Origin of the sequence: Mycolicibacterium brisbanense, from assembly GCF_001570425.1 — a bacterium.
Classification (GTDB): Bacteria; Actinomycetota; Actinomycetes; order Mycobacteriales; family Mycobacteriaceae; genus Mycobacterium; species Mycobacterium brisbanense.
In genome coordinates this window covers 646,970-667,034 of record NZ_BCSX01000024.1, presented here as the reverse complement: position 1 = coordinate 667,034, position 20,065 = coordinate 646,970, and the positions used below count along the sequence as shown (strand labels likewise).

The window sequence follows — 20,065 nt, the reverse complement described above, 5'->3', positions numbered from 1 at the left end:
TGGCCCCCTATTGGTAGGCGGAGGAGTTGTTGGGGGACAGCAGCAACGGCAGCATCGCCGGCGGCTTGTTGGGGTTCTGCATGTGTGAGCGCGCCGTCCCGGCGAGCATCTCCGACGCGACCGTGCCCCAGCCCATCAGGCAGGCCAGCGCCGCGGTCGCGGTGGGGCTCAACCCGTTGACGCGCTCCAACTTCGAGGTGCGGATCCGAACACCCTTGGGCTGCAACGGGGATACCCAGATGTAGCCGCTGTCGACATCGACGTACATGCTGTCGTGCTGGCGGTCGCTGTCCAGGTCGTAGTTGATGTAGAGGGAACCGTCGGGCAGCTGCTGTTTCCAGAAGATCAGGGCCGTGTCGAGGTAGTACTTCTGGCACTCGCCGCTGATTCGTTCGACCAGCCTGCTCCAGCCGTCGCTGAACTGAGGATTCTGGTTTTGCATCTCGCAGAAGAAGCTGCAGCAGTTGTGCCAGTTGATCGGGTCGACGATCTTGGCGACGTCGTCCACGCTCAGATCGTCGGCGGTGTCGTCGGTGGTGATGTACGCGCAGTACTTCCCGTCCACCTTGCGCAGCGCGCCGAAACAGGGCTTCGACGCGCGAGCGAACGGACCGCCGACGAACATCTCGGCGCGCATGACCCAGTCCTCACGGCTGTTGATCTCGTCGATCTGTGATTCCAGTTGGAACGTCAGGTCGCCGATCGGCTCGTCCGTCCAGCCGGCCAACGTCCGGTCCAGCACGGTCAGTGGCGAGATACCCTCGGGCGGTCCGATGAGGCGGTAGATCTTGTCGAGGACGATGGCTGCGTAGGTGGCCCTGGCCAGGATCGGGTCGCGGTCGTCGGTCTCCTCCTCGTCGTGGCGTTCCGCGAGGTCGTCGACCGCGGTGCGCAGGTCGGGAAAGGTGAACCCCGCGCTGTCAGACGAATGGGTGGCCTGGGTCTGGACGAGAACTTGCAGCTCCTGGTACCAGCCCGACTGGCCGAACCCCGTCGAACCGGGGAGGAACCGTCCGACCATGTCGATGACGGCCGAGTCGATGTCGGCATCCCGTCCGGTGGCTCCTGCGCGCAGGCGGGTCTTTGCGTTGACAACTTCTTGGTCGATAGCTCCGAATAGGGCAAGCTGCGATTGAAGTTTCGACATCAGCGGCCCTCCGGTCGAATGCGGCCTTAGCATACGCGTAACAGGTGTCAATTTGGCCGAATCACGAGGGAACGACCATATGAGCGACGGCGGGCCGCAGGGCGAGGGCACCCTGTCCGACATCCCCTGGGCAGCCGCATTCGACCCGGCGGTCAACGTCCGCGCGCTCGGTGAGATTCAAGCCAGAGGCTTTCGCGCGGCGTCCAGCATCGTCGACCGCTTCGTCCGGATGAGCAGGCCCGCCGACCCGGCATCGGGCGCCGACAGTGCCGAAACGCCAACGCAAGCAAGGCAACCAACCGCGCTGCCCGATGTCGACCAGGTCGTCGCAGCCTGGCAGAAGATGCTCGGTCAAGTAGTCGGATCGCTGCGCTCGGTGACCGCCACGCCCTCGGACACCGCGACGCTGGACTTGGGGAATTCACGTGCCGGTGCCCCGCTTCTGCTTGAGGCGACCGAGGCCGGATCCGTCTGCACCGAAGTGTGGCTGCACAACGGCGGAACCGAGGACCTCGGCACCGTGATGCTGCGGTGCAGCGATCTGTTGGCGCACGACGGGTCGGCGATACCCGCGGCCGGCGTGCGCTTCACCCCGGGCGCCGTTCCGATGGTCGCACGCTCCAGCCGCGGCGTGACGATGGAAATCGACGTACCCGGCGGGGCCACGGCCGGGTGCTACCGCGGAACCCTGCTCGCCGATGGGCATCCGGATGTCTGGCTGCCGATTGCGCTGACAGTGACACGCAGCGCGCCATGAGCAGCGTGACCGACCGCGACGAGTTGATCGCCGTTGTCGAGGACAGACTGCGCGGCGTGGGCAAGCTGGTGCGGCGGTCGATGCTCGATGCCTTGCCCGAAGGTGAACCCGCACAGTGGCTTTACACGCCGATGCGGGAATATCCGGCGCGCCCCGGCAAGGCGCTGCGGCCGGCTCTGTGCATCTCGGCGGGGCGCGCGTTCGGCGCGGATGCCGACGATCTGCTCGGGCTTGCGGTGGCAATCGAATTGCTGCACAACGCTTTTCTGGTGCACGACGATATCGCCGACGGTAGCGAGATGCGCCGGGGCAGGCCGACGTTGTCGGCCGCCTACGGAGTCGCGGCAGCGCTCAACGCCGGCGACGGCCTGGCCGTGGTGGCCGGGCAGGTACTGCGAAAGGCCGTGCGCCGCCTGGACCGCGACCTGGCCGACCTGATCTGGGCCGAGTTCGACACGATGGCCATGCGTACATTGGAAGGCCAAGCAACCGAGGTGGGCTGGCGGCTGGACTCCGTGGACAACCTGGTCCCCGAGGACTACCTGAACCTCATCATGCACAAAACCTGCTGGTACACCACGATCCATCCACTGCGGGTCGGGGCGATCGTGGGTAGCGGGGGCACGGTCGAACTCGGTCCGCTGGTGCGCTTCGGCTTTCACTTCGGAGCGGCGTTTCAGATTCGCGACGACCTGCTCAACCTCATCGGGGATGAGGAAACGTACGGCAAGGAGATCCTCGGCGATCTCTACGAAGGCAAGCGCACCTTGCCGCTGGTCCACCTGATAAGCGTGGCCGACGCCGCGGACAAGACCTTGGTGCGGCAGTTCCTGAGCCTGTCGCGGCAGCAACGCTCGCCCGAGATGGTGCGCACCGTGCGCGCCATGATGGACCATTACGGCAGCATTGCATTCACCGCCGAATTCGCCGAGGGCATCCTGCTGGTCGCCGAGGAGTACTTCGAGCAGGCGTTCGCCGATGCCCAGCCGGGCCCCGACCTGGACTTCCTGCGTGCCCTCGTGCCCTATGTATGGGCAAGGTGGCGCTGAGAGTTCACTGACTCTCCACCGGATCGGCTGCGCCTGTGTAGTCACTGCGCCAGGATTGCGGTATGGCCGAGATTGATTTCTCGCTGTTGGATGTGCCCCGCCCTGACCCACCACCCGATCCCGAGGCGTATCTGCGTGCCGCGATCGCCTGGCACTTCGGGGCGCACACCGGCTCACCGTTCTGGCTGCGCGCGGCCCAGACCCTGTCGTTCGATCCCCTGACCGACGTGCGTGGGTTCGACGACCTGCGGCTCTTCCCGAATCTCGTCAACGAACTGCGCAACACACCGGTCGAGGATCTCATCCCGCGCGGCTACGGATCGCCGCCGCCGGTGCCCAAGGTATTCGAGTCCGGCGGAACCACCGGTGCCCCCAAACGCACAGCGCAGCTGCCTGATTGGGTCGAGCAGGTCACCCGATGGCAGATCGAGGACTTCACGGCGGGCGGGTTCGTGGCCGGCTCAGGTCTGCTGTTCGTGATGCCCGGCGGCCCGCACGGCGTCGGCCACTTCTCGCGTGCGGTGAGTGAGCGGCTGGGCTCGGTGTTCTTCCCGGTCGACATGGACCCGCGATGGGTGAAGAAGGTCATTGTGCGGGGTGCCGCAGGGGAGGCGTCGGCATACGTCGAACACCTCCTGGAGCAGGCCCGCTTCATCCTGCAGACCCAGAACGTGGCGAACCTGCACACCAGCCCACCGCTGCTGGAGGCGATCGCCCGCGACGATGCCTTGGTCGACATGGTCAACAGGAAGATCCGGTTTGTGCTCCTCAGCGGCGCGCACGTCGACCTGGACACGCTCGACCTGCTTCGCGACATCTTCCCGGAGACTGCTTTCGCCATGGCCTTCGGCAGCACGATGATCCTGTCGCAGGCCACGACCCGGGTCGACGGGGACGTGTTCGTCTTCGACCCGCGCACCCCGTACGTCGTGTTCTGGGTCATCGATCCCGACACGGGGGAGCAGGTGCCGTACGGCCGCCGTGGTCAGGTGGTGATGAACCACATCAGCAAGGGCGCGTTCATCCCGAACAATCTCGAACGAGACACCGCGATCCGCATGCCCGGGCCCGCAGGGCAGATCGGTGATTCGGTCAGCGAGGTGGCTCCCGTCGCCACCTTCGAAGGCGAGCCCGCCATCGAGGGCGTCTATTGAATGTGACACCGGATAACGTCGAAAAACCAAGCAGCCCAGTGCTTTATGTCGATGCCCTGGGGCCCGGCGGTGAGTACCGTACGCGCAGCCGCGAGGTGATCACCGACGTGGCAGGCACCCCGGTGGCCGAGTTGAGCATCGTGCCACCGCTGTACGTCAGCCGCACCGTGCGGACGCAGCGCCGGGTGGCGCCGTTGCCGGTGGCTCGGCGGGAGCGCGCCTTGGCCGACGCCGCCGACATTTTCGAGACGGCACCGCTCGGCGGCCTGGATTTCGAGGGGTACGTCGCGATGGTGAGCCGGGTGGCGGGTCTGCCGGTCGCCGTCGCGCGTACGAGCGCCCATGGTGTCGCCGAGGCTGTGCGCGGCGCCGTCGACGCGGTAACGCCGGCTCGCCCGGTCGGGGCCGTCCTCGACTGGCGGGACGAACGCACCCGGCGGGGGAGCGCAGTGTGGGCGCGACGTGGCGACGTGCTGGCCGTGCACGCGTCGGGAAACAGTCCGGGGGTGCACGGGTCATGGGCCCAGGCCCTTGCGCTCGGCTTCCGGGTCGCGGTTCGACCATCGCGGCGTGAGCCCTTCACCGCGCACCGCCTGATCAATGCGTTGCGGCAGGCCGGTTTTCGCACCGAAGATGCGGTGTATCTGCCCACCGACCATGCCGGTGCGGCCGAGATCGTCGACGCGGCCGATCTGGCCGTCGTGTACGGCGGTCAGGACGTCGTCGACAAGTACGCGCGCGATCCGACCGTGCTGACAAACGGACCGGGCCGCACCAAGATCCTCATCACCGCCGACATGGATTGGCGCGCATACCTCGATGCGATCGTGGATTCGATCAGCGGGCAGGGCGGGATGGCGTGCACCAATGCCACCGCTGTTCTGTACGAAGGGGATCCCCGCGCACTCGCCGAGGCGATAGCCGCGCGGCTCATGACGATCGAGCCGCTGCCGGCATCCGACGAGCGTGCGATCCTGCCGATCCAACCGATGGCCTCGGCGAGGCGCGTCGCCGAATACCTTGCGGCCAAATCCCGCGGCGCAGAACCGCTGCTTGGTGCCGATCAGGTGGTCGCGGATCTGGGCGACGGCTCCGCTGCGCTGCGTCCCGCGGTGCACCTGCTCGAGCGCCCCGACGTCGACATGCTCAACACCGAATTGGCGTTCCCGTGTGTATGGATCGCACCGTGGTCACGCGAGGACGGCGTGGCCCCGTTGCGGCACTCGCTGGTGGTCAATGCGATCACCACCGACGAGGACGTGGTCGACGCACTGCTCGACGAGCCGACCGTGGCCAACGTCTACGCCGGCAAGCACGTCACCTCCGACGCCGCACCCGAGATGCCACACGACGGATTCTTTGCCGATTTCCTGATGCGGAACAAGGGCATGATCCGCGACTGAACCGCGGAACTGCATTCCCGGCGGTTGAGCGGCGACTTTTACAACCTGGAATGCAGTTCCGCGGGATGGGGCACGCGACTGGACCGCGCGGCCGCATCGACGAACGCGCCGAACAGGTGTTGCCGATCGGCCGCGGGCCCGTCCTCGTCTTCGGGATGCCACTGCACGCCGAGGTAGAAGCGGCCCGGATCCTCGATGCCTTCGACGATTCCGTCGAGCGCTCGCGCGGCCACCACGAGTCCGGTACCGACCCGGTCGACCGCCTGGTGGTGACCGGACCGCCCGATTACCCGGTCGGCACCGAGGATGGACGCCAAACGAGTGCCCGGGACGATGTCGATCGGTTCGTCGACGAACGTCGGCTCGCCCGGACGGCCGTGGTGCAGCGCGTAGTCGACGATGTCGGGCACGATGGTCCCACCGCGGGCCACGTTGAGCAGTTGTGATCCGCGGCAGATACCGAAAATCGGGCGATCCGCAGCTTCGGCAGCCTCGATGGCGGCGAACGCATCGTGATCGGCCCGCGCGTCGATGCCGTAGCCGGCGGGGTTCGGCGTGCTCACCCCGTAGCACGAGCCGTCGATGTCGCCGCCGCCGAGCAACAGCAGACCGTCGAATTCCCCGGCACCCGAGGGGTTGTCGAGCGCCTCGGTGGTGTCCCACAGCTCGAAGGTGGCGCCGAGCTCGATCAGCGTCGTCAGCGCCAGACGGGTGAACCGGCGGATCAGTCCGACGTCCTCGGGGGTGATGCCGGGAAAGTTGAGCGAGGCCAGCACGCACACGTGCGCGCGGGGCGTCTGCGGGGCCGGAAGAACCGGCAGGACGTCGGCCAGGCGGACCCGAGCGGTCATCTGGATTCCTTTCGTTTGCGGGCGCGGTCGACGAGATCGGTGAACAGTGCGGCGTCGGTTGCCGACGTGGCGTGGCGGTCCTCGGGATGCCATTGCACGGCGACGACGCCGGCGCGGGCGTGCTCGACCGACTCCACGACACCGTCGGCCGCCACGGCGGTGACGGTCAGACCAGCGCCGAGGCGGTCGAGCGCCTGGTGATGATAGGAGGATACGTCGATGGTCTCCGCACCGACGATGGCGTGCAGCGCGGAGCCCGTGACGACCGACACCGGGTGAATCCCATTGCGGTGTTGGGTATTGCTCTCGGTCACGTGCTGGATGAGACTGCCTCCCAACGCCACGTTGAGCACCTGCATGCCACGGCAGATCGCCAGGGTGGGCAGGTCGAGATCGATCACCGCTCGCGCGACCGCGAGGTCGAGATCGTCCTGGAATGCCACCGTGTCCGTGGTCTCGGGCGCGGGCTGGGCGCCGTAGCGGCTGGGTTCGATGTCGGCTCCGCCGGGCAGCAGCACGCCATCGAAACATTCGAGCCGCGTGGGTAATTCGGCGAGGGGATCACCCGCCGGCCCGTGCAGGACCACGGGTTCGCCCCCTGCCGACCACACCGCTTCGCAGATGGCCTCGGCGGCCAGCGTCGCCGAGAACCGCAGGATGGGCACGTGCGTGGCGCGACGGCCGATTACCGCCACCAGAGGCCGGCTCACGACTCGCCGAACGGGTAGTCGAGGGTCGGCAGCCACTCCTTCCACACATCGCGCAGGCGACCCGATTCGATCAGACGGCTGAGCGCTCCGTCGATCTCGGCCAGCGTGTCGGGCCGGTCCTTGGCCACTGCGATGCCCCACTTGTTGGCGGTCTGAACGGTGAACGCGAGCTCGTAGTCGGGGTGGGTGGTCCCGAGCGGGACGAACACCACGTCGTCATCGACGACCGCGTCCACGTCTTTGTTCAGCAGCGCGGCCAGCATGTCGGCGTACACATCGTCGGATCCCGGACCGAACGCCACCGGGACTGCGCCGGTGAAGGTTTCGACGAGCGCCATGTTGGTGCTGTTCTCGATCGCGGCGACCTTGCGGCCCACCAGGTCATCCGCGGTGCGGATGCCTGCGCCGCGTCGCACCAGCACGCCTTCGTGGAAGATCGCGTACGGCCGGGTGAAATCGACCTGGGCCTGCCGTTCGGCGGTGATTCCCTGGCCACACAGCACGGCGTCGGCGTCACCGCGCTGCACGGCGGGGATCATATCGACCCATGGCACTCGGACCCACTCGACGGGCCGGCCCAGTTCGGCGCCAAGGGCCTCGGCGACACCGGGTTCGTAACCGGTGCGGCCGTTTTCGGGTGTCCACAGTGAAAACAGTGGCGGGGCTTCTGCGTCGAGGCAGGCCAGCCGCAGCGGTGCGCTCACGGCGCGTCATTCCAGTACATAGTGCGCTCCCAATCAGTGACGTATCCACAGAACCGAGCCCACTCGTCGGCATGGAAGTCGATGAGCAGTTCGGACAATTTCGGTCCGCAGGCCTGGGTCAGCACGTCGTCGGCGCGGAACGCGTCGACGGCCTCGCCCAGGGTCAGCGGCAGTGCGGGGAACCGTGTGTCCTGCGGGGTGTCGTAGGACGACCCCGTGGTCGGTTGGCCCGGGTCGATCGAGTTCTTCATACCGTCCTCGAGCGCGGCCAGGATCATCGCGTGGGACAGGTAGGGGTTCACGCTGGCGTCGGGCAGCTTGTACTCGAGGCGCCCGTTGGCCGACAACCGTACCGTGCAGGTCTTGTTGTCCAGGCCCCAGTTGATCCGTGACGGAGCGAATTGCCCTGCGTCCCAATACCGTTTATACGAGTTCACGGTCGAACCGTTGACCAGCATGGCCCCGGCGCTGTGGGCCAGCAGACCGCCCAGCGCGTGCTTGCCCACCTCGGTGAGGTGTAGTTCGGCGATCTCGGGGTCCGCGAGCACGTTGACGTCGCCCTGCCAGAGGCTGAAATTGTGGTGGCAGCCGTTGCCCATCATGCCGGTGGCCGGTTTGGGCATGAAGCTGGCGTGGATGCCCAGTTCACGCGCGACCTGCTTGCAGATCTGGCGGTAGGTGGTCAGCCGGTCGGCGGTGAGATCGGCCCGGTCGTACATGAAGTTGAGTTCGACCTGGAACTCGTCCTCGTAGTCGCCTTCGATCATGTCCAGGCCGAGCGCCTGCGCGTACTCGATCACCTTCTTGACGATCGGGCGGTTCCGTTCGAGGTGCTCGATGTGGTACGCGGGGCTCGACCCGGGCCGGAAGTGCGCCTCGAGTCCCTCACCCTGCCATGTCATCTCGGGTTCGCAGCCGGTGCGCAACTCCAGGCCGGTCCGGTCGGTGAACCCTGCGTGCATGCGGTGCAGCAATCCCCGGGTGTCACAGGCGAATTCGGCACCGGCCCCCTCGGCGAGATGGTCGGGTTCGTAGAGCCTGCAGAACACTCGCGCGAAGCTGGTGTCCCACGGCAGAACCGCGAAGGTGTCCAGGTCTGGCACTGCGGTGTACTCGGGGGCGTTGACGCCGCCGGCCAGCAGCCCGCCCGCACGGGTGCCCTGCAGGTTGGCGACCGCGGTCTGGTGCTGTTGCACACCTTTGACCGCCAACCGCTCGAAATGGCCTGCCGGCACCACCTTTCCGACCACGCGGCCTGTGATGGTGATCGCCTGGAAGTAGACGAGTTCCACTCCGCGGTCGGCGATCGTGGAGAGGGCGGCGGCAAGGTCGGGACTGATGGCGTTGGCCTGGCGATGCAGGTCCAGTGGGGTTGTGGTCATCGGATCACCTCGTTGTGGAAAGGAACGGAGTTGCTCATGCCGTCACGTCGACGGCGGCGAAGGCGTCGCGCAGGGCGCGGCAGCGAGCGGGACTGAGGTTGACCGCGACGGTGCCGACGTGGCGCATATCGCGGTGGTAGGTCACGACGACGCCCGCGGTCAGATCGTCGAGATCGCCCTCCACAACCCGGATCTCGTCTGCGAGCGCAGGTGAGCCGTAACTCTGCAGGCGTAGGTCGAGTTGGTCGCTCCAGAACGCCGGGATCGGTGCGAACGGCGTGGTGTCGTGCGTGCCGGTCAGGGTCGCCGCGGCCCGCTTCGCGGTGTCGGTGGGTATCGACCAGTGTTCGACCCGGCGGGCCACGTCGTCGAACAACGGATTGGGAAAGCGCGCAACGTCGCCCACCGCGACCGCATCAGCAGCGCCGACCACGGCGAGGTTGTTGTCGGTGAGCACGCCGTCACGTAGGTCGAGCCCATTGCCGTCGAGCCACTCGACGTTGCACACAGATCCGACGGCTTCGACGACGAGGTCGGCAGCGAGGGTTTCGCCGGTGTCGAGCACCACGCCGGTCACGCAGTCGTCACCGGTGAACGCGGCCACGCCCGTGCCGATGACGAAGCCGATGCCGGTGGCGCCGTGGTGATGCTGGATCGCGCTTGCCAACTCGGGGCCGAGGACGCGTTGCATCGGCGCCCCTGCGGGTTCCACGACCGTCACGCGGTGACCGAGCGAGTGCAGGGTTCCGGCGACCTCGCATCCGATGAAACCGGCGCCGACGACGACAATGCGGCTTTCCGGGCGCAGGGCTGTGCGCAACCCGAGGCAATCCTCGACGGTACGCAGCACGTGCCGGCCCCGCTCGGGGCCGGGCACGGTGAGCCGCCGCGGGCGCAACCCGGTGGCGATGACGAGCCCGTCGTAGGACACTGTGGCGCCGGAGTTCACGGTGACGGTGTGCGCGGCCAGGTCGGCAGCGAGTGCCGGTGTGCGGAAACGGAAGTCGACGTCGGCCGTGCTCGCCCGGCGGCGAAACGCCAGTTGCGCGGCCAGCTCGTCAGGAGCTTCCGAATGTGGCTGTGAGAGCGCCTCTTTGGAGAGCGGCGGCCGGTTGTAGGGGAAGTGTCGTTCGGCGGAGAGTACGGTGAGCGGGCCGGTGTGGCCCAGCGCGCGGAGCTGCTCTGCTGACCGTAGGCCGGCCAATGAGCCACCGACGACGACGATGTGGCGAGACATCAGTCTTCGATGAAGATGGCCTGGGCGGGGCAGACGTCCGCGGCTTCTTCGACGTAGTCGCGCTCGGAGTCGCTCGGGCAGCCCTGGTATTCGAGCTTCCCGTCGTCGTTCATGGTGAAGACGTTGGGTGCGGCGATGGCGCACTGGCCGTGGTCTTGGCACAGCGTGAGGTCGACGGTGACGCGCATGGTGGTTCCTTAAGGGTTGATGGGGCGGGTCAGGGCGCCGGCGTGAAACCGATCGGCAACCGGATCGGGCCGGTGTTGCCCGAGTCGGGAAGCCAGGTCGCGCCGGGCAGTTCGTGTGGCTCGCGCAGTCGGCGGGCCAGCAGGGGAAGTGCCTCGCTCATGTCGGAGCGGGCGACGAAGTGGCCGAGGCAGTGATGGGCACCCCCGCCGAAACCGAAGTGCGGCTTGCGCTCTGCGGTGATGTCGAAGCCGGGTTCGAACACGCGCGGGTCGGTGCCCGCCGACTCGCTGTAGAGATGGACCGTGGTACCCGCCGTGAGTTCGACACCTTCGTATTCGAAATCTTCGAGCACCTCGCGGGTCACCCACCGTACGGTCGGGTTGACCCGCATGACCTCTTCGACGGCCTTGCCGCCGAGCGCAGGGTTCTCGGCGAGCACGTTCCATTGGTCGAGGTTGGCCATGAACGTCTGCATCGCAAGGCCGAGCTGGTTGCGGGTGGTGTCGAAGCCCCCAAAGATCAAGAGCACCATGGCATCCCGCAACTCGGTATCGGAAAGTCTGCCGTCTTCGGGGCGTGATGCGTTGACCAGTGCGGTGACGAAGTCGTCGCGCGGATTGGCCCGCCGGTCTGCGATGAGGTCGTCGCAGTACTCGTACAGGCGCTGCAGCGCGGCCTCGATCTTGGGCAGGTCTTCGCGGAGCGTCACGCCCATCGCCAGGCCGATGGTCACCGACTCGGACGCGATGATCGGCCACTCGGTTTCGGGTAGGCCCAGCATGATTGCGATGACCCGCGCGGCGTATGGCTCGGCGAACTCGCTGACGAACTCGCAGCGGTCGGGTTCGGCGAAGCCGTCGATGAGTTCGTTGGCCAATGCCTGGAACCTGGGGACCAGCCCGCCGATGAGCTTGGGGGAGAACGCCGGGTTCATCAGCCGGCGCAACCGGTGGTGCTCGTCGCCTTCCTTGTTGAGGATCCAGCTGGCGAACCAGTCGGCGAACGGTCCCTCGGTGACACCGTTGTGGGCCGGCCAGGCGGCGCTGCCCTGACGCAGTTTCGGGTGCTTGAGCAGGCGGCTGACCTGCTCGTACCGAAGCACGGCGATGCCGTACGGGGTGGTCGCGTACCAGCTGCGCTCCCGCGCGTCGTGCACCTCAGCGGAGGTGATCGAAAACGCGGGATCGGCGACGTCGAACGCGGGTGCTTGGCCGACTGTTACGGATGGCATCGGGGCTTCCTCCGAGAGCTCGGGGATCGAATGATCACTAAATACTCTAGAAATAGGGTCTTAATGTCAATAGATCGAGCCGAGTTGGGTGCAAAGCGCAGGTTGCGGAGGGTCGGGTCTTGCCGGTCAGGTGTGCGTCGGCCACGCGACGGCCAGCACCCACCCGGTGCCCAGCGGCATGTCGGCGACCTCGCGGAATGCCTCGGGATCGTCGGGCGGGCCGACCGTCGGCATCGCGGGAAGGCGCGAGCCGACGAACCACCGGGGGGTGTTCGAGGCGATGACGCGACGCTCGGTGCTCACGATCAGCGTGTCGTCGCCGGCGCCGCGCAGTACTTCGAGCAGTTTGCGTTCGACCTCGCCGACAACGAGATCGGCACCCGCGATGCCGAGGAAGGTGCCGTCCTCGCCGACGACGGGGATCGTGGCGGTGATGGTGTACATGTCCGAGCCGCTGTAGTCGACGTAGGGACCGTAAGCCACGCGCTGCTGGCCGTTGAGTGCCAGCTGGTACCAATCCATCTCCAGGTAGTCGTACACGTCGATGCTGGTGGGATCGAAGTTCAGGCGCAGTCGGGCGACGCGGTCGTCACGGCGCTGCCACCAGGCCAGGTAGCGCTCCTTGCCTTCGACGGCGAACGGCGCCGCGATGTAACCCATACCCCAGACGGCGTGTTCGTCGCGGAGGAGATCGGCGAGCATGCGCTGCAGCCCGCTGAAATGCGCCTCGGTGAGCGTCGCGCGCCGCGGCCGGCTGCGCAGCACCTCGTCGGCGATCCGCTGCAGCAGGTCATAGATCGGTTCGAGCGGTTGTGACGCCCGCTCGGCGAGGCGGCGAGCCAGCGTGTCGTCGGTCATGAGCCGGATTCCTGGGTCGTGAGGTCCAAGTTGACGGTGGTCAGGCGCGCAAGCTGTCCCATGACATGCGCTTCCGCAAGCCGCCGCGCTTCGTCGGCGTTCTCCGAAGCAACTGCTGCGGCGATGGCGTGCTGCTCCTCGACATAGGCGGCCACGTCGAGCGGCGGGCCCAGCGGCAGCCAGATCAGGCCGGCCACTTCGGCCTGGAGGTTCGCCTCGCGGCGGGCCAGCCGCGCCGACTGAGACGCAATGGCCACCTGGATCTGGAAGCGACTGTCGGCCCGGATCCGATCCCCGAGCGTCGTCGCCGCATCGAGCTGATCGGTGAGGGCGAACAGGCGCCGCACGGCGTAAGGTGCGGCGCGCTGGGCGGCCAGACGCGCGGCCAGCCCGGCGATCGCGGTGTGTTCGTCGAACAGGTCGCGCAGGTCAGAGGCGCTCATGGCGGCCAGTCGCGCGGTCAGCTGGTCGATCGGCGGGCCCTCGGGCCGTCGCACGAACGATCCGCCGCTGCGCCCGCGCCGGGTCTCGACCAGCTGTTGTTCGCGCAGCGTCGCCAGCGCCTCCCGCACGGTCATGGGCGCCACGCCGAACTGGGCCGCGAGATCGATTTCGACGGGTAGCCGCTCGCCGTCGTCGAGCAACCCCAGGTGGATGGCCTCGGTGATGCGTTGCACGATCTCGTCGGCGCGCCCGACCGGCGCTTCCGACGCGACCAGCGGCGACAACGACGACACCTGCGTCTCCTCCTCCGCGAACACCCTTCCGGCGAGGTCCGACGACGGCAATCTACCGGATTTCGGGCCAATTCCGCCGAACCGCTTGCCGGATAAACAATAGGAATGTAGTTTTTCGCACTACTTCACCTTGCGCCTACCCAAGAAAGTACGGCCATGTCAACTTCCAGCCCCGCCCCTCCCGACGAGGACGACGTCCAGCATCTGCACGCACTCGGCTACCAGTCCGAGTTCAAGCGCGACATGAGCCCGTGGGCGAACTTCTCCCTCGGCTTCACGTATCTGTCGCCCGTCGTAGGCGTCTACACGCTGTTCGCCTATGCGCTGGCCACCGGCGGCCCACCGATGATCTGGAGCTTCCTCATCGTCGGCGTGGGCCAGCTCCTGGTGGCGCTCACGTTCAGCGAGATCGTCGCGCAGTTCCCCGTCGCCGGCGGTGTGTACCCATGGGCGCGACGATTGTGGGGGCGTCGGTACGCCTGGATGACCGGCTGGGTCTACCTGGTGGCCCTGCTGGTCACCATCGCCTCGGTGGTCTACGGCGCCGGGCCGTTCATCGCGGCGGCGCTCGGTTTCGACGCGACCGTGAACAACACCATCGCCTTCGCACTGGTGCTGCTCGCGCTGGCCACCGCCATCAACTTCATGGGCACCAAAGTGCTTGCCAAGGCGGCGATTATCGGCTTCACGGCCGAGATCATCGGCGCCCTCGTGGTGGGCGTCTGGCTCATCGTCGCGCATCGCCACCACAATCTCGGAGTCCTGTTCGACAGCTTCGGTGCGGGCGGTGATGGCAACTACATGTGGGCCTTCGCGGCGGCCGCGCTCATCGGCGTCTACCAGTACTACGGCTTCGAGGCATGCGGTGACGTCGCCGAGGAGGTGCCCAACCCAGGCCGGCTGATCCCCAAGGCCATGCGCCGGACCATCTACATCGGCGGTGCCGCAGCGACTTTCGTGTGTCTGGCGCTCGTACTGTCGGTCGCCGACATCCCGGCCGTCATTGCCGGGGAGAACACCGATCCCGTGAGCACCGTGCTGAACGAGGCGTTCGGGCCCGTCGGTGCCAAGGTGATCCTGCTCGTGGTGCTGATCTCGTTCCTGTCCTGTGCGATGAGCTTGCAGGCCGCCGCAAGCCGGCTGGCCTACTCCTACGGCCGCGACGGCATGATCATGGGCAGCTCGTTGCTCAAGAGGTTTTCCACCACCCGGCACGTCCCGCCGTATGCCCTGGTGCTGGCCGCCGTCGTGCCGGCGCTGATCGTCATCGGGTCCAAGGTCTCCACCGACGCCATCACGAAGATCATCAGCTTCGCGGCGTTCGGCATCTACCTCGGTTTCCAGATGGTCGTGCTCGCCGCACTGCGGGCTCGGCTCAAGGGCTGGGTGCCCAGTGGCAAGTACCAGCTCGGCAAGTGGGGCCTGGCCGTCAACATCGCAGCGCTGGTCTACGGCGTCACCGCGATGATCAACATGGCCTGGCCCCGTACCCCCGGCGCACCCTGGTACGACAACTGGATCGTGGCTCTCTCAGCTGCCGTCGTGGTGGGAATCGGCCTGGTGTACATGGTCATTCACCCGCTTCACGACCGCAGCACCGCGCCGTACAGTGACGCGATCCCGACCTGACGGCACGCCCTGACCCCACGCCCTGACGCCGCGGAACTGCATTCCCGGTTGTTGAGCCGCGACTTTTACAACCCGGAATGCAGTTCCGGTGGGGCGGGGTTAGGCCGGGGCGAGCCGATCCACCCACGGCACCGCCTGCTCAAGCTGGGACGCCAGCTTGAGCAACAGCGATTCGCCGGCCAGCGGCGCGACGAACTGGACGCCGAGCGGCAGCCCTTCGGCCGTCCAGTGCAGCGGCAAGGAGATCGCGGGCCTGCCGGTGATGTTCGCCAATTGGGTGTAGGGCACCCAGCCGAGGTTTTTGTCGACCATGTCGTCGACAATCTTGGTGTAGCGCAACAGACTTGCCGTGCGGGTCTTGATCAGCGCATCCGCGGCGTGTTGCAGCACCCCGGGCAGGTCGAACTCACCGATCATCGGGGGCAGCGTCGCCAACGTCGGCGTCAACAGCAGGTCGTAGGACTCGAAGAAGGTACTCAGCCGGCGCGTGTGCTCATGGCGTCGCTGCACAGCATCCACGTAGTCGACACTGCTGGTGGCCCGGCCCAGAGCCGCCATGATCAACGTGTCGCGCTCGAACGAGTCGTCGGCTGCCCCCGTCAGCCGCTTGGCCTCGGCGACTTCCCAAGCGGCGTAGACGAACCAGGTGAGCAGGAAGTCGCGTGCCAACGCGGCGTCGTCGAAGGGAGCTTGCGGGAGCTCCTCGACATGATGGCCGAGTTCGGTGAGCGCATCCACGGTTGCCGCCACCGCCGCAACGGCCTCGGGGTGTGGCGTCGGATTGATCGCGCTCGGTACCCGCACCCCGATTCGCAGCTTGCCGGGATCCGCACCCACACATGACGCGAATGACGAGGTGGGCATGGCGGGTGCGTACGGGCCCCACGGTTCCCCGCCGCTGAGGATGTCGAGCATCGCGGCGGTGTCGCGCACCGTACGGGTGACGACGCCGTGGACGGCCGCACCGTGCATGGGTTCCGCGCTCTCCGGCCCCGACGGCACCAGGCCCCGGCCGGGTTTCAGGCCGACAAGTCCGCAGGATGCCGCCGGTATCCGGATCGAACCGCCGCCGTCGTTGGCTCCCGCGCAGGGCACGATCCCGGCAGCCACCGCCGCCGCGGACCCGCCCGACGAACCACCGGGTGTCCGCGTCAGATCCCAGGGATTGCGCGCCGGACCCCATGCGACCGGCTCGGTGATGCCTTTCGCGCCGAACTCCGGTGTGTTGGTCTTGCCGAAGATGACCAGGCCCGCATCGATCCAGCGCCGCACGACGGTGGCGTGTTCGGCGGCCGGCCGCGACATCAGCGCACGGGACCCGGCCGAGGTCGGCAACCCCGCGTAATCCTGGCCGAGGTCCTTGATCAGGAACGGGACACCGGCGAATGGACCGCTGATGTCATCGGACGGGGTCGCCGGAATGTCGCGCACGATCGCATTGATCCGCGGGTTGACGGCTGCTGCGCGGTCCCGCGCTGCGGCGAGCAGCTCTGTCGGCGAAACCTCCTTGTCCGCAACCAGTTTCGCCAGGCCAGTGGCATCATGCGCGCGGTACTCGTCGAAGTCCACGGTACGAACGTATACCGCCCGGGCCCTGCGTAGGGACCTATCGTGTCACGGGCCCGTGGCCACCGGCCGCCCTGGTGTCCAGGACGGCCGGCGCCGTGGGTCAGGACGCAAGCAGCTCGTCGATCTGATTGATCGCCAGCGAGGCACCCTCGACCACGCCCATATCGAGCACCTGCTGAAGCGCCTCGGCGGAGGCGAAGGTGCTCACATATACCGCGCGGGTGCCGCCGTCGTGTTCGGAGAACGTGTAGACGTTGGTCGACACCGGCAGGTCGGGGTTCGGGTTGAAGTCCAGGTCGGCGAATCCGTCGATGAAGGAAAAGCTCTTCGGCTCGTCGACCGCGGTGACCTCCCAGTATCCGGCGTGCTTGTCGCCCTCGGGGCCGGTCATGAAGTAGGTCATGCGGCCGCCGGGAGTCAGGTCGTGGTCGACGACGGTGGCCGGGTATGTCGGCGGGCCCCATACCTTTTCGAGCTGACGCGGGTCGGCGTAAACCTGCCAGACGCGCTGTACCGGTGCTGCGAAGTCGGCCGTGATGGTCAGGGTGAGGTTGTCGAGATCGTGTTTCACGTCGGTCACGGGCATGGATCAGTCCTCCTGGTTCGGGTCGGATGAGAGCAGTTCGTCGATGCGGGCGATGCGGCCGCGCCACACCTGTTCGAGCTCGGTGAGCATGGATGCCACCGACCGCACCGCCGCCACATCGCCGTTGGCCAGCTGCTCGCGGCCACTGCGCCGCTTGGTGAGCAGGCCGGCCTTTTCCAGCACGGCGACGTGTTTCTGCACCGCGGCGAAGCTCATGTCGTACTTCGCCGCGAGCGTCGAAACCGAGTGCTCCCCGGCCAGCACCCGGCGCATGATGTCGCGTCGGGTGCGATCGGACAGCGCGTGGAACAGGGCGTCGGCCCGGTCCTCGTCGCTCTCGGTCACCTCACCAACATACAACCAAACGGTTGTACGTTGTCAAGACCTCACGCCGAAACTCGTGCTTCGGCACCCGCCCCGGCGCTTTTAGACTTCTCGGTAAGGGCCCGCTCCGTGCCCCTGTTCAGGGAGGTCCGCCCATGTCGCAGCCCGGCTATCCGCAGCAACAGCCCGGCTATCCCCCGCAGCAGGCCGGCTATCCGGCGCCGTCAGGTCAGCAGCAGTACCCGCCTCCGCCTGCCGAGCCGATCTTCCAGGTCTCGGCCATGACACACATCGGCGCACTCGTGTTCTGGTTCAACCAGACTCGACGCGTCACGGGTACCTACGCCCAGTGCGACGCGGCACTGCGCAGTGCCCTGACGCAGAACCTGTTGCTTGGCTGGTGGAGCTTCCTGTCGATCCTGGTGATGAACTGGATTGCCTTGGCCCACAACATGAATGCTCGTCGCAAACTTCGTCAGGACGCGCAGCAGGCCCAGGCGTACGCCGAGTGGTGGTACCAGTACATCGCGCCGACCGTCCCGCACGGCCGCTAGCCGAGGGACTCCCAGAAGCCGCTGAGGGCGGCCGCGCCGCGCGCCGGATCCTGCACCATCCACCAGTGCCCCAGGCCCTCCAGAACGGCGGTCTCGGCGCCGGCGCGCTCGGCCGCCCGCCGTCGCACGGCGTCGGAGCCGATGTAGGGATCGTCGGTCGCGAGCAGTGACAGGCCCGGCCGCGCCTGAGCATTCTCCAGCGCCCGGCCGGCCTCGGCCATCGCCGGCTGACGCGCCGAGCGGTACAGCGCCAGGATCGCTCGGCCCATGTCCGGGCCCTGAACGGCGGCGATCTGTGTCGCGATGTCGATGGGTATGCCCAGGGCGGCCATCTGGGCCGCGCGGTCTTCCACCGTGCCGCCGAGCATCGCGTCGACGGCCTGTTCACCCTCGCCGGGTGTCTGCCACACCTGCGCCAGGTCGTGCCAGACGTATTCGGGGTCGAACAGTCCGACGACGTCGCTGGCCCAACTGCGCACCAGCTCCGGCCGGTGCATCACGACATTGAGGACATGGCCGCCGCCCCAGTCGTGGCCGACGAGGTCGATCGGGCCGTCGATGTTCTCCAGCTGCGCCTCGAGCCAGTCGCGGTACTCCAGATACGTCGCCGTGAACCCGTTCGGTAGCGGCGCACCGAACCCCGGTGGGGACAACCGGACGACGTCGTCGCGCCCCAGTGCAGCCACGAGCGGATCCCAGAGCGCGTCGGACTCCGGATTGCCGTGCACCAGAACCACCGTCATAGCGTCATCTTCGCGGCCCCGGCGGGAGATCTCATCGGTTCGGCGAAATCGATGTGGTGGCCCTGCAGCCACGCCATCGAGCGTCCGCCGTCGCGTTCCGCCCGCCGCAAGACCAGCGGCAGGAGCGCATCGCGGATCCTGCGTGCGACGGGGCCTGCGGCCTTGGAGTTTGCCGAGCGGGCACCGTATTTGACGATTCGCTCGACGCGGGTGCGGCGAGCCGATTCGAACAGGGCGAAGGCCTCGCTGATCTCGCGCGTATCGCGCAGGCATTTGGCGAGGATGACGGCGTCTTCGAGCGACATGGCGGCCCCCTGCCCGGCGGAGGGCGCGGTTGCGTGGGCAGCATCACCGATCACGATCATCCGTTCGTTGAACCAGCGCTTCACGACGGGCATGTCGTAGGTCGCCCATCCGAACAGGGGACCTGGAGCGGCATCGATGATGTGCGGTGCGGGTCCGACGTCACCGTCCATCAACTCGTGTAACCAGGTGCGCCACTGGCTGTCGGGCAGCCCGGAGAGAACACCGTCCGCAGGTTCACGGGCCATGGGCGGGTTGGCGAACCACACCGTGCCGCCATCGGGCGTGGCCATCCACGCGAAGAAGCAGCGGGTGCCGAACTGCATACGGAATTCCCGGGGAGGCACGTCGACGGTGAAACCGGGGATGTGGCCGCCGATGTTGAGGACCGGCACGTAGCGCGGGGGTACCGCCGCGGGGTCGATGAGGGTACGTACCCGGGAGTGGATGCCGTCGCAGCCGATCAACAGGTCCCCGGTGGCGTGGTCGCCGTCGGCGAAGGTCGCCTCGACTCCGCGGGGCGTCAGGTGCGCGTCGACGAGTTCCTTGCCGGTCGCGACACCGACGCCGTGTTGGGCGGCGACGTGGGTCAGCGTGCGGTAGAGGTCGTCGCGCCGCATCATCTGCGACAGCTGGCCGTCGGCGCGGGGACTCGCGAGCGGCATGCGGCCGAGGTGTCGGCCCTTGCCGTTGACGAAGCTGATGGTGTCCAGGTCGAACCCCAGCGCTTCGACCGGTTCGGCGATGCCCAGCGCGCGCAGCGCGTCCATGCCGTTGGCCTGAAACGTCAACCAGGATCCGCCGCGGTGCTCGAGCGACGGCTGCCGTTCGAACAGGGTCGCCTCGATACCGATGCGCTGAAGGGCGGTCGCCAAAACCGGGCCTGCGACGCCGGCGCCGATCACCAGTGCACGCGTCATATCGAAATCCCTTCGCGGACCGAGACAA

General features: G+C 67.3%; 21 protein-coding genes. 6 read left to right on the top strand and 15 right to left on the bottom strand.

Annotation, left to right across the window (positions count from 1 at the left end):
- Positions 1 to 7: 7 nt before the first annotated feature.
- The gene (locus RMCB_RS15860; RefSeq protein WP_062829491.1) at positions 8 to 1,147 is read right to left on the bottom strand and encodes a hypothetical protein; all 1,140 of its coding nucleotides are present in this window, start codon (positions 1,145 to 1,147) and stop codon (positions 8 to 10) included.
- A gap of 79 nt (positions 1,148 to 1,226) precedes the next feature.
- On the opposite strand from RMCB_RS15860, the gene RMCB_RS15855 reads away from it, so the two are divergent.
- From RMCB_RS15855 to RMCB_RS15840, 4 genes are all read left to right on the top strand, one after another.
- Positions 1,227 to 1,904 (top strand): hypothetical protein, encoded by a 678-nt coding sequence (locus RMCB_RS15855; protein ID WP_062829490.1) that lies wholly within the window; start codon positions 1,227 to 1,229, stop codon positions 1,902 to 1,904.
- A complete protein-coding gene (locus RMCB_RS15850) occupies positions 1,901 to 2,953 on the top strand; it encodes a polyprenyl synthetase family protein (protein ID WP_062829489.1) in 1,053 nt (350 codons plus the stop codon). The genes RMCB_RS15855 and RMCB_RS15850 overlap by 4 nt, the downstream gene beginning before the upstream one ends.
- Before the next feature lie 62 nt (positions 2,954 to 3,015).
- Complete coding sequence (locus RMCB_RS15845; RefSeq protein WP_062829488.1) at positions 3,016 to 4,107, top strand: phenylacetate--CoA ligase family protein; 1,092 nt, start codon at positions 3,016 to 3,018, stop codon at positions 4,105 to 4,107.
- A 38-nt stretch (positions 4,108 to 4,145) separates the two neighbouring features.
- Positions 4,146 to 5,510: an aldehyde dehydrogenase family protein gene (locus RMCB_RS15840; protein ID WP_062829487.1), complete on the top strand. Its 1,365-nt coding sequence runs from the start codon at positions 4,146 to 4,148 to the stop codon at positions 5,508 to 5,510.
- Positions 5,511 to 5,548: 38 nt separating this feature from the next.
- Here RMCB_RS15840 and RMCB_RS15835 read toward each other — a convergent pair whose 3' ends face one another.
- The 9 genes from RMCB_RS15835 to RMCB_RS15795 form a co-directional block, all read right to left on the bottom strand.
- Positions 5,549 to 6,361: a gamma-glutamyl-gamma-aminobutyrate hydrolase family protein gene (locus RMCB_RS15835; protein WP_062829486.1), complete on the bottom strand. Its 813-nt coding sequence runs from the start codon at positions 6,359 to 6,361 to the stop codon at positions 5,549 to 5,551.
- Complete coding sequence (locus RMCB_RS15830) at positions 6,358 to 7,071, bottom strand: gamma-glutamyl-gamma-aminobutyrate hydrolase family protein (protein WP_062829485.1); 714 nt, start codon at positions 7,069 to 7,071, stop codon at positions 6,358 to 6,360. The genes RMCB_RS15835 and RMCB_RS15830 overlap by 4 nt, the downstream gene beginning before the upstream one ends.
- Positions 7,068 to 7,775 carry an ABC transporter substrate-binding protein gene (locus tag RMCB_RS15825; protein ID WP_062829484.1) on the bottom strand — a complete coding sequence of 236 codons (708 nt, stop codon included), beginning with the start codon at positions 7,773 to 7,775 and terminating at the stop codon, positions 7,068 to 7,070. The genes RMCB_RS15830 and RMCB_RS15825 overlap by 4 nt, the downstream gene beginning before the upstream one ends.
- Positions 7,772 to 9,157 (bottom strand): glutamine synthetase family protein, encoded by a 1,386-nt coding sequence (locus RMCB_RS15820; protein ID WP_062829483.1) that lies wholly within the window; start codon positions 9,155 to 9,157, stop codon positions 7,772 to 7,774. The genes RMCB_RS15825 and RMCB_RS15820 overlap by 4 nt, the downstream gene beginning before the upstream one ends.
- 34 nt (positions 9,158 to 9,191) lie before the next feature.
- Complete coding sequence (locus RMCB_RS15815) at positions 9,192 to 10,394, bottom strand: NAD(P)/FAD-dependent oxidoreductase (protein ID WP_062829482.1); 1,203 nt, start codon at positions 10,392 to 10,394, stop codon at positions 9,192 to 9,194.
- The gene (locus RMCB_RS15810) at positions 10,394 to 10,582 is read right to left on the bottom strand and encodes a ferredoxin (RefSeq protein ID WP_029368956.1); all 189 of its coding nucleotides are present in this window, start codon (positions 10,580 to 10,582) and stop codon (positions 10,394 to 10,396) included. Before RMCB_RS15810 ends, RMCB_RS15815 begins: the two co-directional genes overlap by 1 nt.
- 29 nt (positions 10,583 to 10,611) lie before the next feature.
- On the bottom strand, positions 10,612 to 11,814 hold the full coding sequence (locus tag RMCB_RS15805; RefSeq protein WP_062829481.1) for a cytochrome P450: 1,203 nt from the start codon (positions 11,812 to 11,814) through the stop codon (positions 10,612 to 10,614).
- 126 nt (positions 11,815 to 11,940) lie between these two features.
- Positions 11,941 to 12,672 (bottom strand): PDC sensor domain-containing protein, encoded by a 732-nt coding sequence (locus tag RMCB_RS15800; RefSeq protein WP_062829480.1) that lies wholly within the window; start codon positions 12,670 to 12,672, stop codon positions 11,941 to 11,943.
- Positions 12,669 to 13,460, bottom strand: a complete 792-nt coding sequence (locus RMCB_RS15795) for a FadR/GntR family transcriptional regulator (RefSeq protein ID WP_234792121.1) — start codon at positions 13,458 to 13,460, stop codon at positions 12,669 to 12,671. The genes RMCB_RS15800 and RMCB_RS15795 overlap by 4 nt, the downstream gene beginning before the upstream one ends.
- Positions 13,461 to 13,565: 105 nt before the next feature.
- Here RMCB_RS15795 and RMCB_RS15790 point away from each other — a divergent pair, with 105 nt between their 5' ends.
- Positions 13,566 to 15,038: an APC family permease gene (locus tag RMCB_RS15790; RefSeq protein WP_062829479.1), complete on the top strand. Its 1,473-nt coding sequence runs from the start codon at positions 13,566 to 13,568 to the stop codon at positions 15,036 to 15,038.
- Between the two features lie 99 nt (positions 15,039 to 15,137).
- On the opposite strand, the gene RMCB_RS15785 is transcribed toward RMCB_RS15790, so the two are convergent.
- The 3 genes from RMCB_RS15785 to RMCB_RS15775 form a co-directional block, all read right to left on the bottom strand.
- Entirely contained in the window at positions 15,138 to 16,607 is a 1,470-nt protein-coding gene (locus RMCB_RS15785; RefSeq protein WP_062829478.1) for an amidase, read from the bottom strand.
- Between the two features lie 100 nt (positions 16,608 to 16,707).
- On the bottom strand, positions 16,708 to 17,193 hold the full coding sequence (locus RMCB_RS15780) for an SRPBCC family protein (RefSeq protein ID WP_062829477.1): 486 nt from the start codon (positions 17,191 to 17,193) through the stop codon (positions 16,708 to 16,710).
- Positions 17,194 to 17,196: 3 nt separating this feature from the next.
- Positions 17,197 to 17,538, bottom strand: coding sequence for an ArsR/SmtB family transcription factor (locus tag RMCB_RS15775; RefSeq protein ID WP_062829476.1), 342 nt, complete (start codon positions 17,536 to 17,538; stop codon positions 17,197 to 17,199).
- Positions 17,539 to 17,672: 134 nt separating this feature from the next.
- Between RMCB_RS15775 and RMCB_RS15770 the strand changes: the two genes are divergently transcribed.
- Positions 17,673 to 18,071: a hypothetical protein gene (locus RMCB_RS15770; RefSeq protein WP_051243670.1), complete on the top strand. Its 399-nt coding sequence runs from the start codon at positions 17,673 to 17,675 to the stop codon at positions 18,069 to 18,071.
- On the opposite strand, the gene RMCB_RS15765 is transcribed toward RMCB_RS15770, so the two are convergent.
- A complete protein-coding gene (locus RMCB_RS15765; protein ID WP_062829475.1) occupies positions 18,068 to 18,814 on the bottom strand; it encodes an alpha/beta fold hydrolase in 747 nt (248 codons plus the stop codon). The genes RMCB_RS15770 and RMCB_RS15765 overlap by 4 nt on opposite strands.
- A complete protein-coding gene (locus RMCB_RS15760; protein WP_062829474.1) occupies positions 18,811 to 20,037 on the bottom strand; it encodes an FAD-dependent oxidoreductase in 1,227 nt (408 codons plus the stop codon). The genes RMCB_RS15765 and RMCB_RS15760 overlap by 4 nt, the downstream gene beginning before the upstream one ends.
- Positions 20,038 to 20,065 lie beyond the last annotated feature (28 nt).

Coding starts and splice junctions, on each gene's coding strand:
- RMCB_RS15835 (WP_062829486.1), bottom strand. CDS start 6,361: ATGACCGCTCGGGTCCGCCTGGCCGACGTCCTGCCGGTTCTTCCGGCC.
- RMCB_RS15760 (WP_062829474.1), bottom strand. CDS start 20,037: ATGACGCGTGCACTGGTGATCGGCGCCGGCGTCGCAGGCCCGGTTTTG.
- RMCB_RS15820 (WP_062829483.1), bottom strand. CDS start 9,157: ATGACCACAACCCCACTGGACCTGCATCGCCAGGCCAACGCCATCAGT.
- RMCB_RS15850 (WP_062829489.1), top strand. CDS start 1,901: ATGAGCAGCGTGACCGACCGCGACGAGTTGATCGCCGTTGTCGAGGAC.
- RMCB_RS15855 (WP_062829490.1), top strand. CDS start 1,227: ATGAGCGACGGCGGGCCGCAGGGCGAGGGCACCCTGTCCGACATCCCC.
- RMCB_RS15765 (WP_062829475.1), bottom strand. CDS start 18,814: ATGACGGTGGTTCTGGTGCACGGCAATCCGGAGTCCGACGCGCTCTGG.
- RMCB_RS15805 (WP_062829481.1), bottom strand. CDS start 11,814: ATGCCATCCGTAACAGTCGGCCAAGCACCCGCGTTCGACGTCGCCGAT.
- RMCB_RS15790 (WP_062829479.1), top strand. CDS start 13,566: ATGTCAACTTCCAGCCCCGCCCCTCCCGACGAGGACGACGTCCAGCAT.
- RMCB_RS15815 (WP_062829482.1), bottom strand. CDS start 10,394: ATGTCTCGCCACATCGTCGTCGTCGGTGGCTCATTGGCCGGCCTACGG.
- RMCB_RS15800 (WP_062829480.1), bottom strand. CDS start 12,672: ATGACCGACGACACGCTGGCTCGCCGCCTCGCCGAGCGGGCGTCACAA.
- RMCB_RS15810 (WP_029368956.1), bottom strand. CDS start 10,582: ATGCGCGTCACCGTCGACCTCACGCTGTGCCAAGACCACGGCCAGTGC.
- RMCB_RS15770 (WP_051243670.1), top strand. CDS start 17,673: ATGTCGCAGCCCGGCTATCCGCAGCAACAGCCCGGCTATCCCCCGCAG.
- RMCB_RS15780 (WP_062829477.1), bottom strand. CDS start 17,193: ATGCCCGTGACCGACGTGAAACACGATCTCGACAACCTCACCCTGACC.
- RMCB_RS15845 (WP_062829488.1), top strand. CDS start 3,016: ATGGCCGAGATTGATTTCTCGCTGTTGGATGTGCCCCGCCCTGACCCA.
- RMCB_RS15860 (WP_062829491.1), bottom strand. CDS start 1,147: ATGTCGAAACTTCAATCGCAGCTTGCCCTATTCGGAGCTATCGACCAA.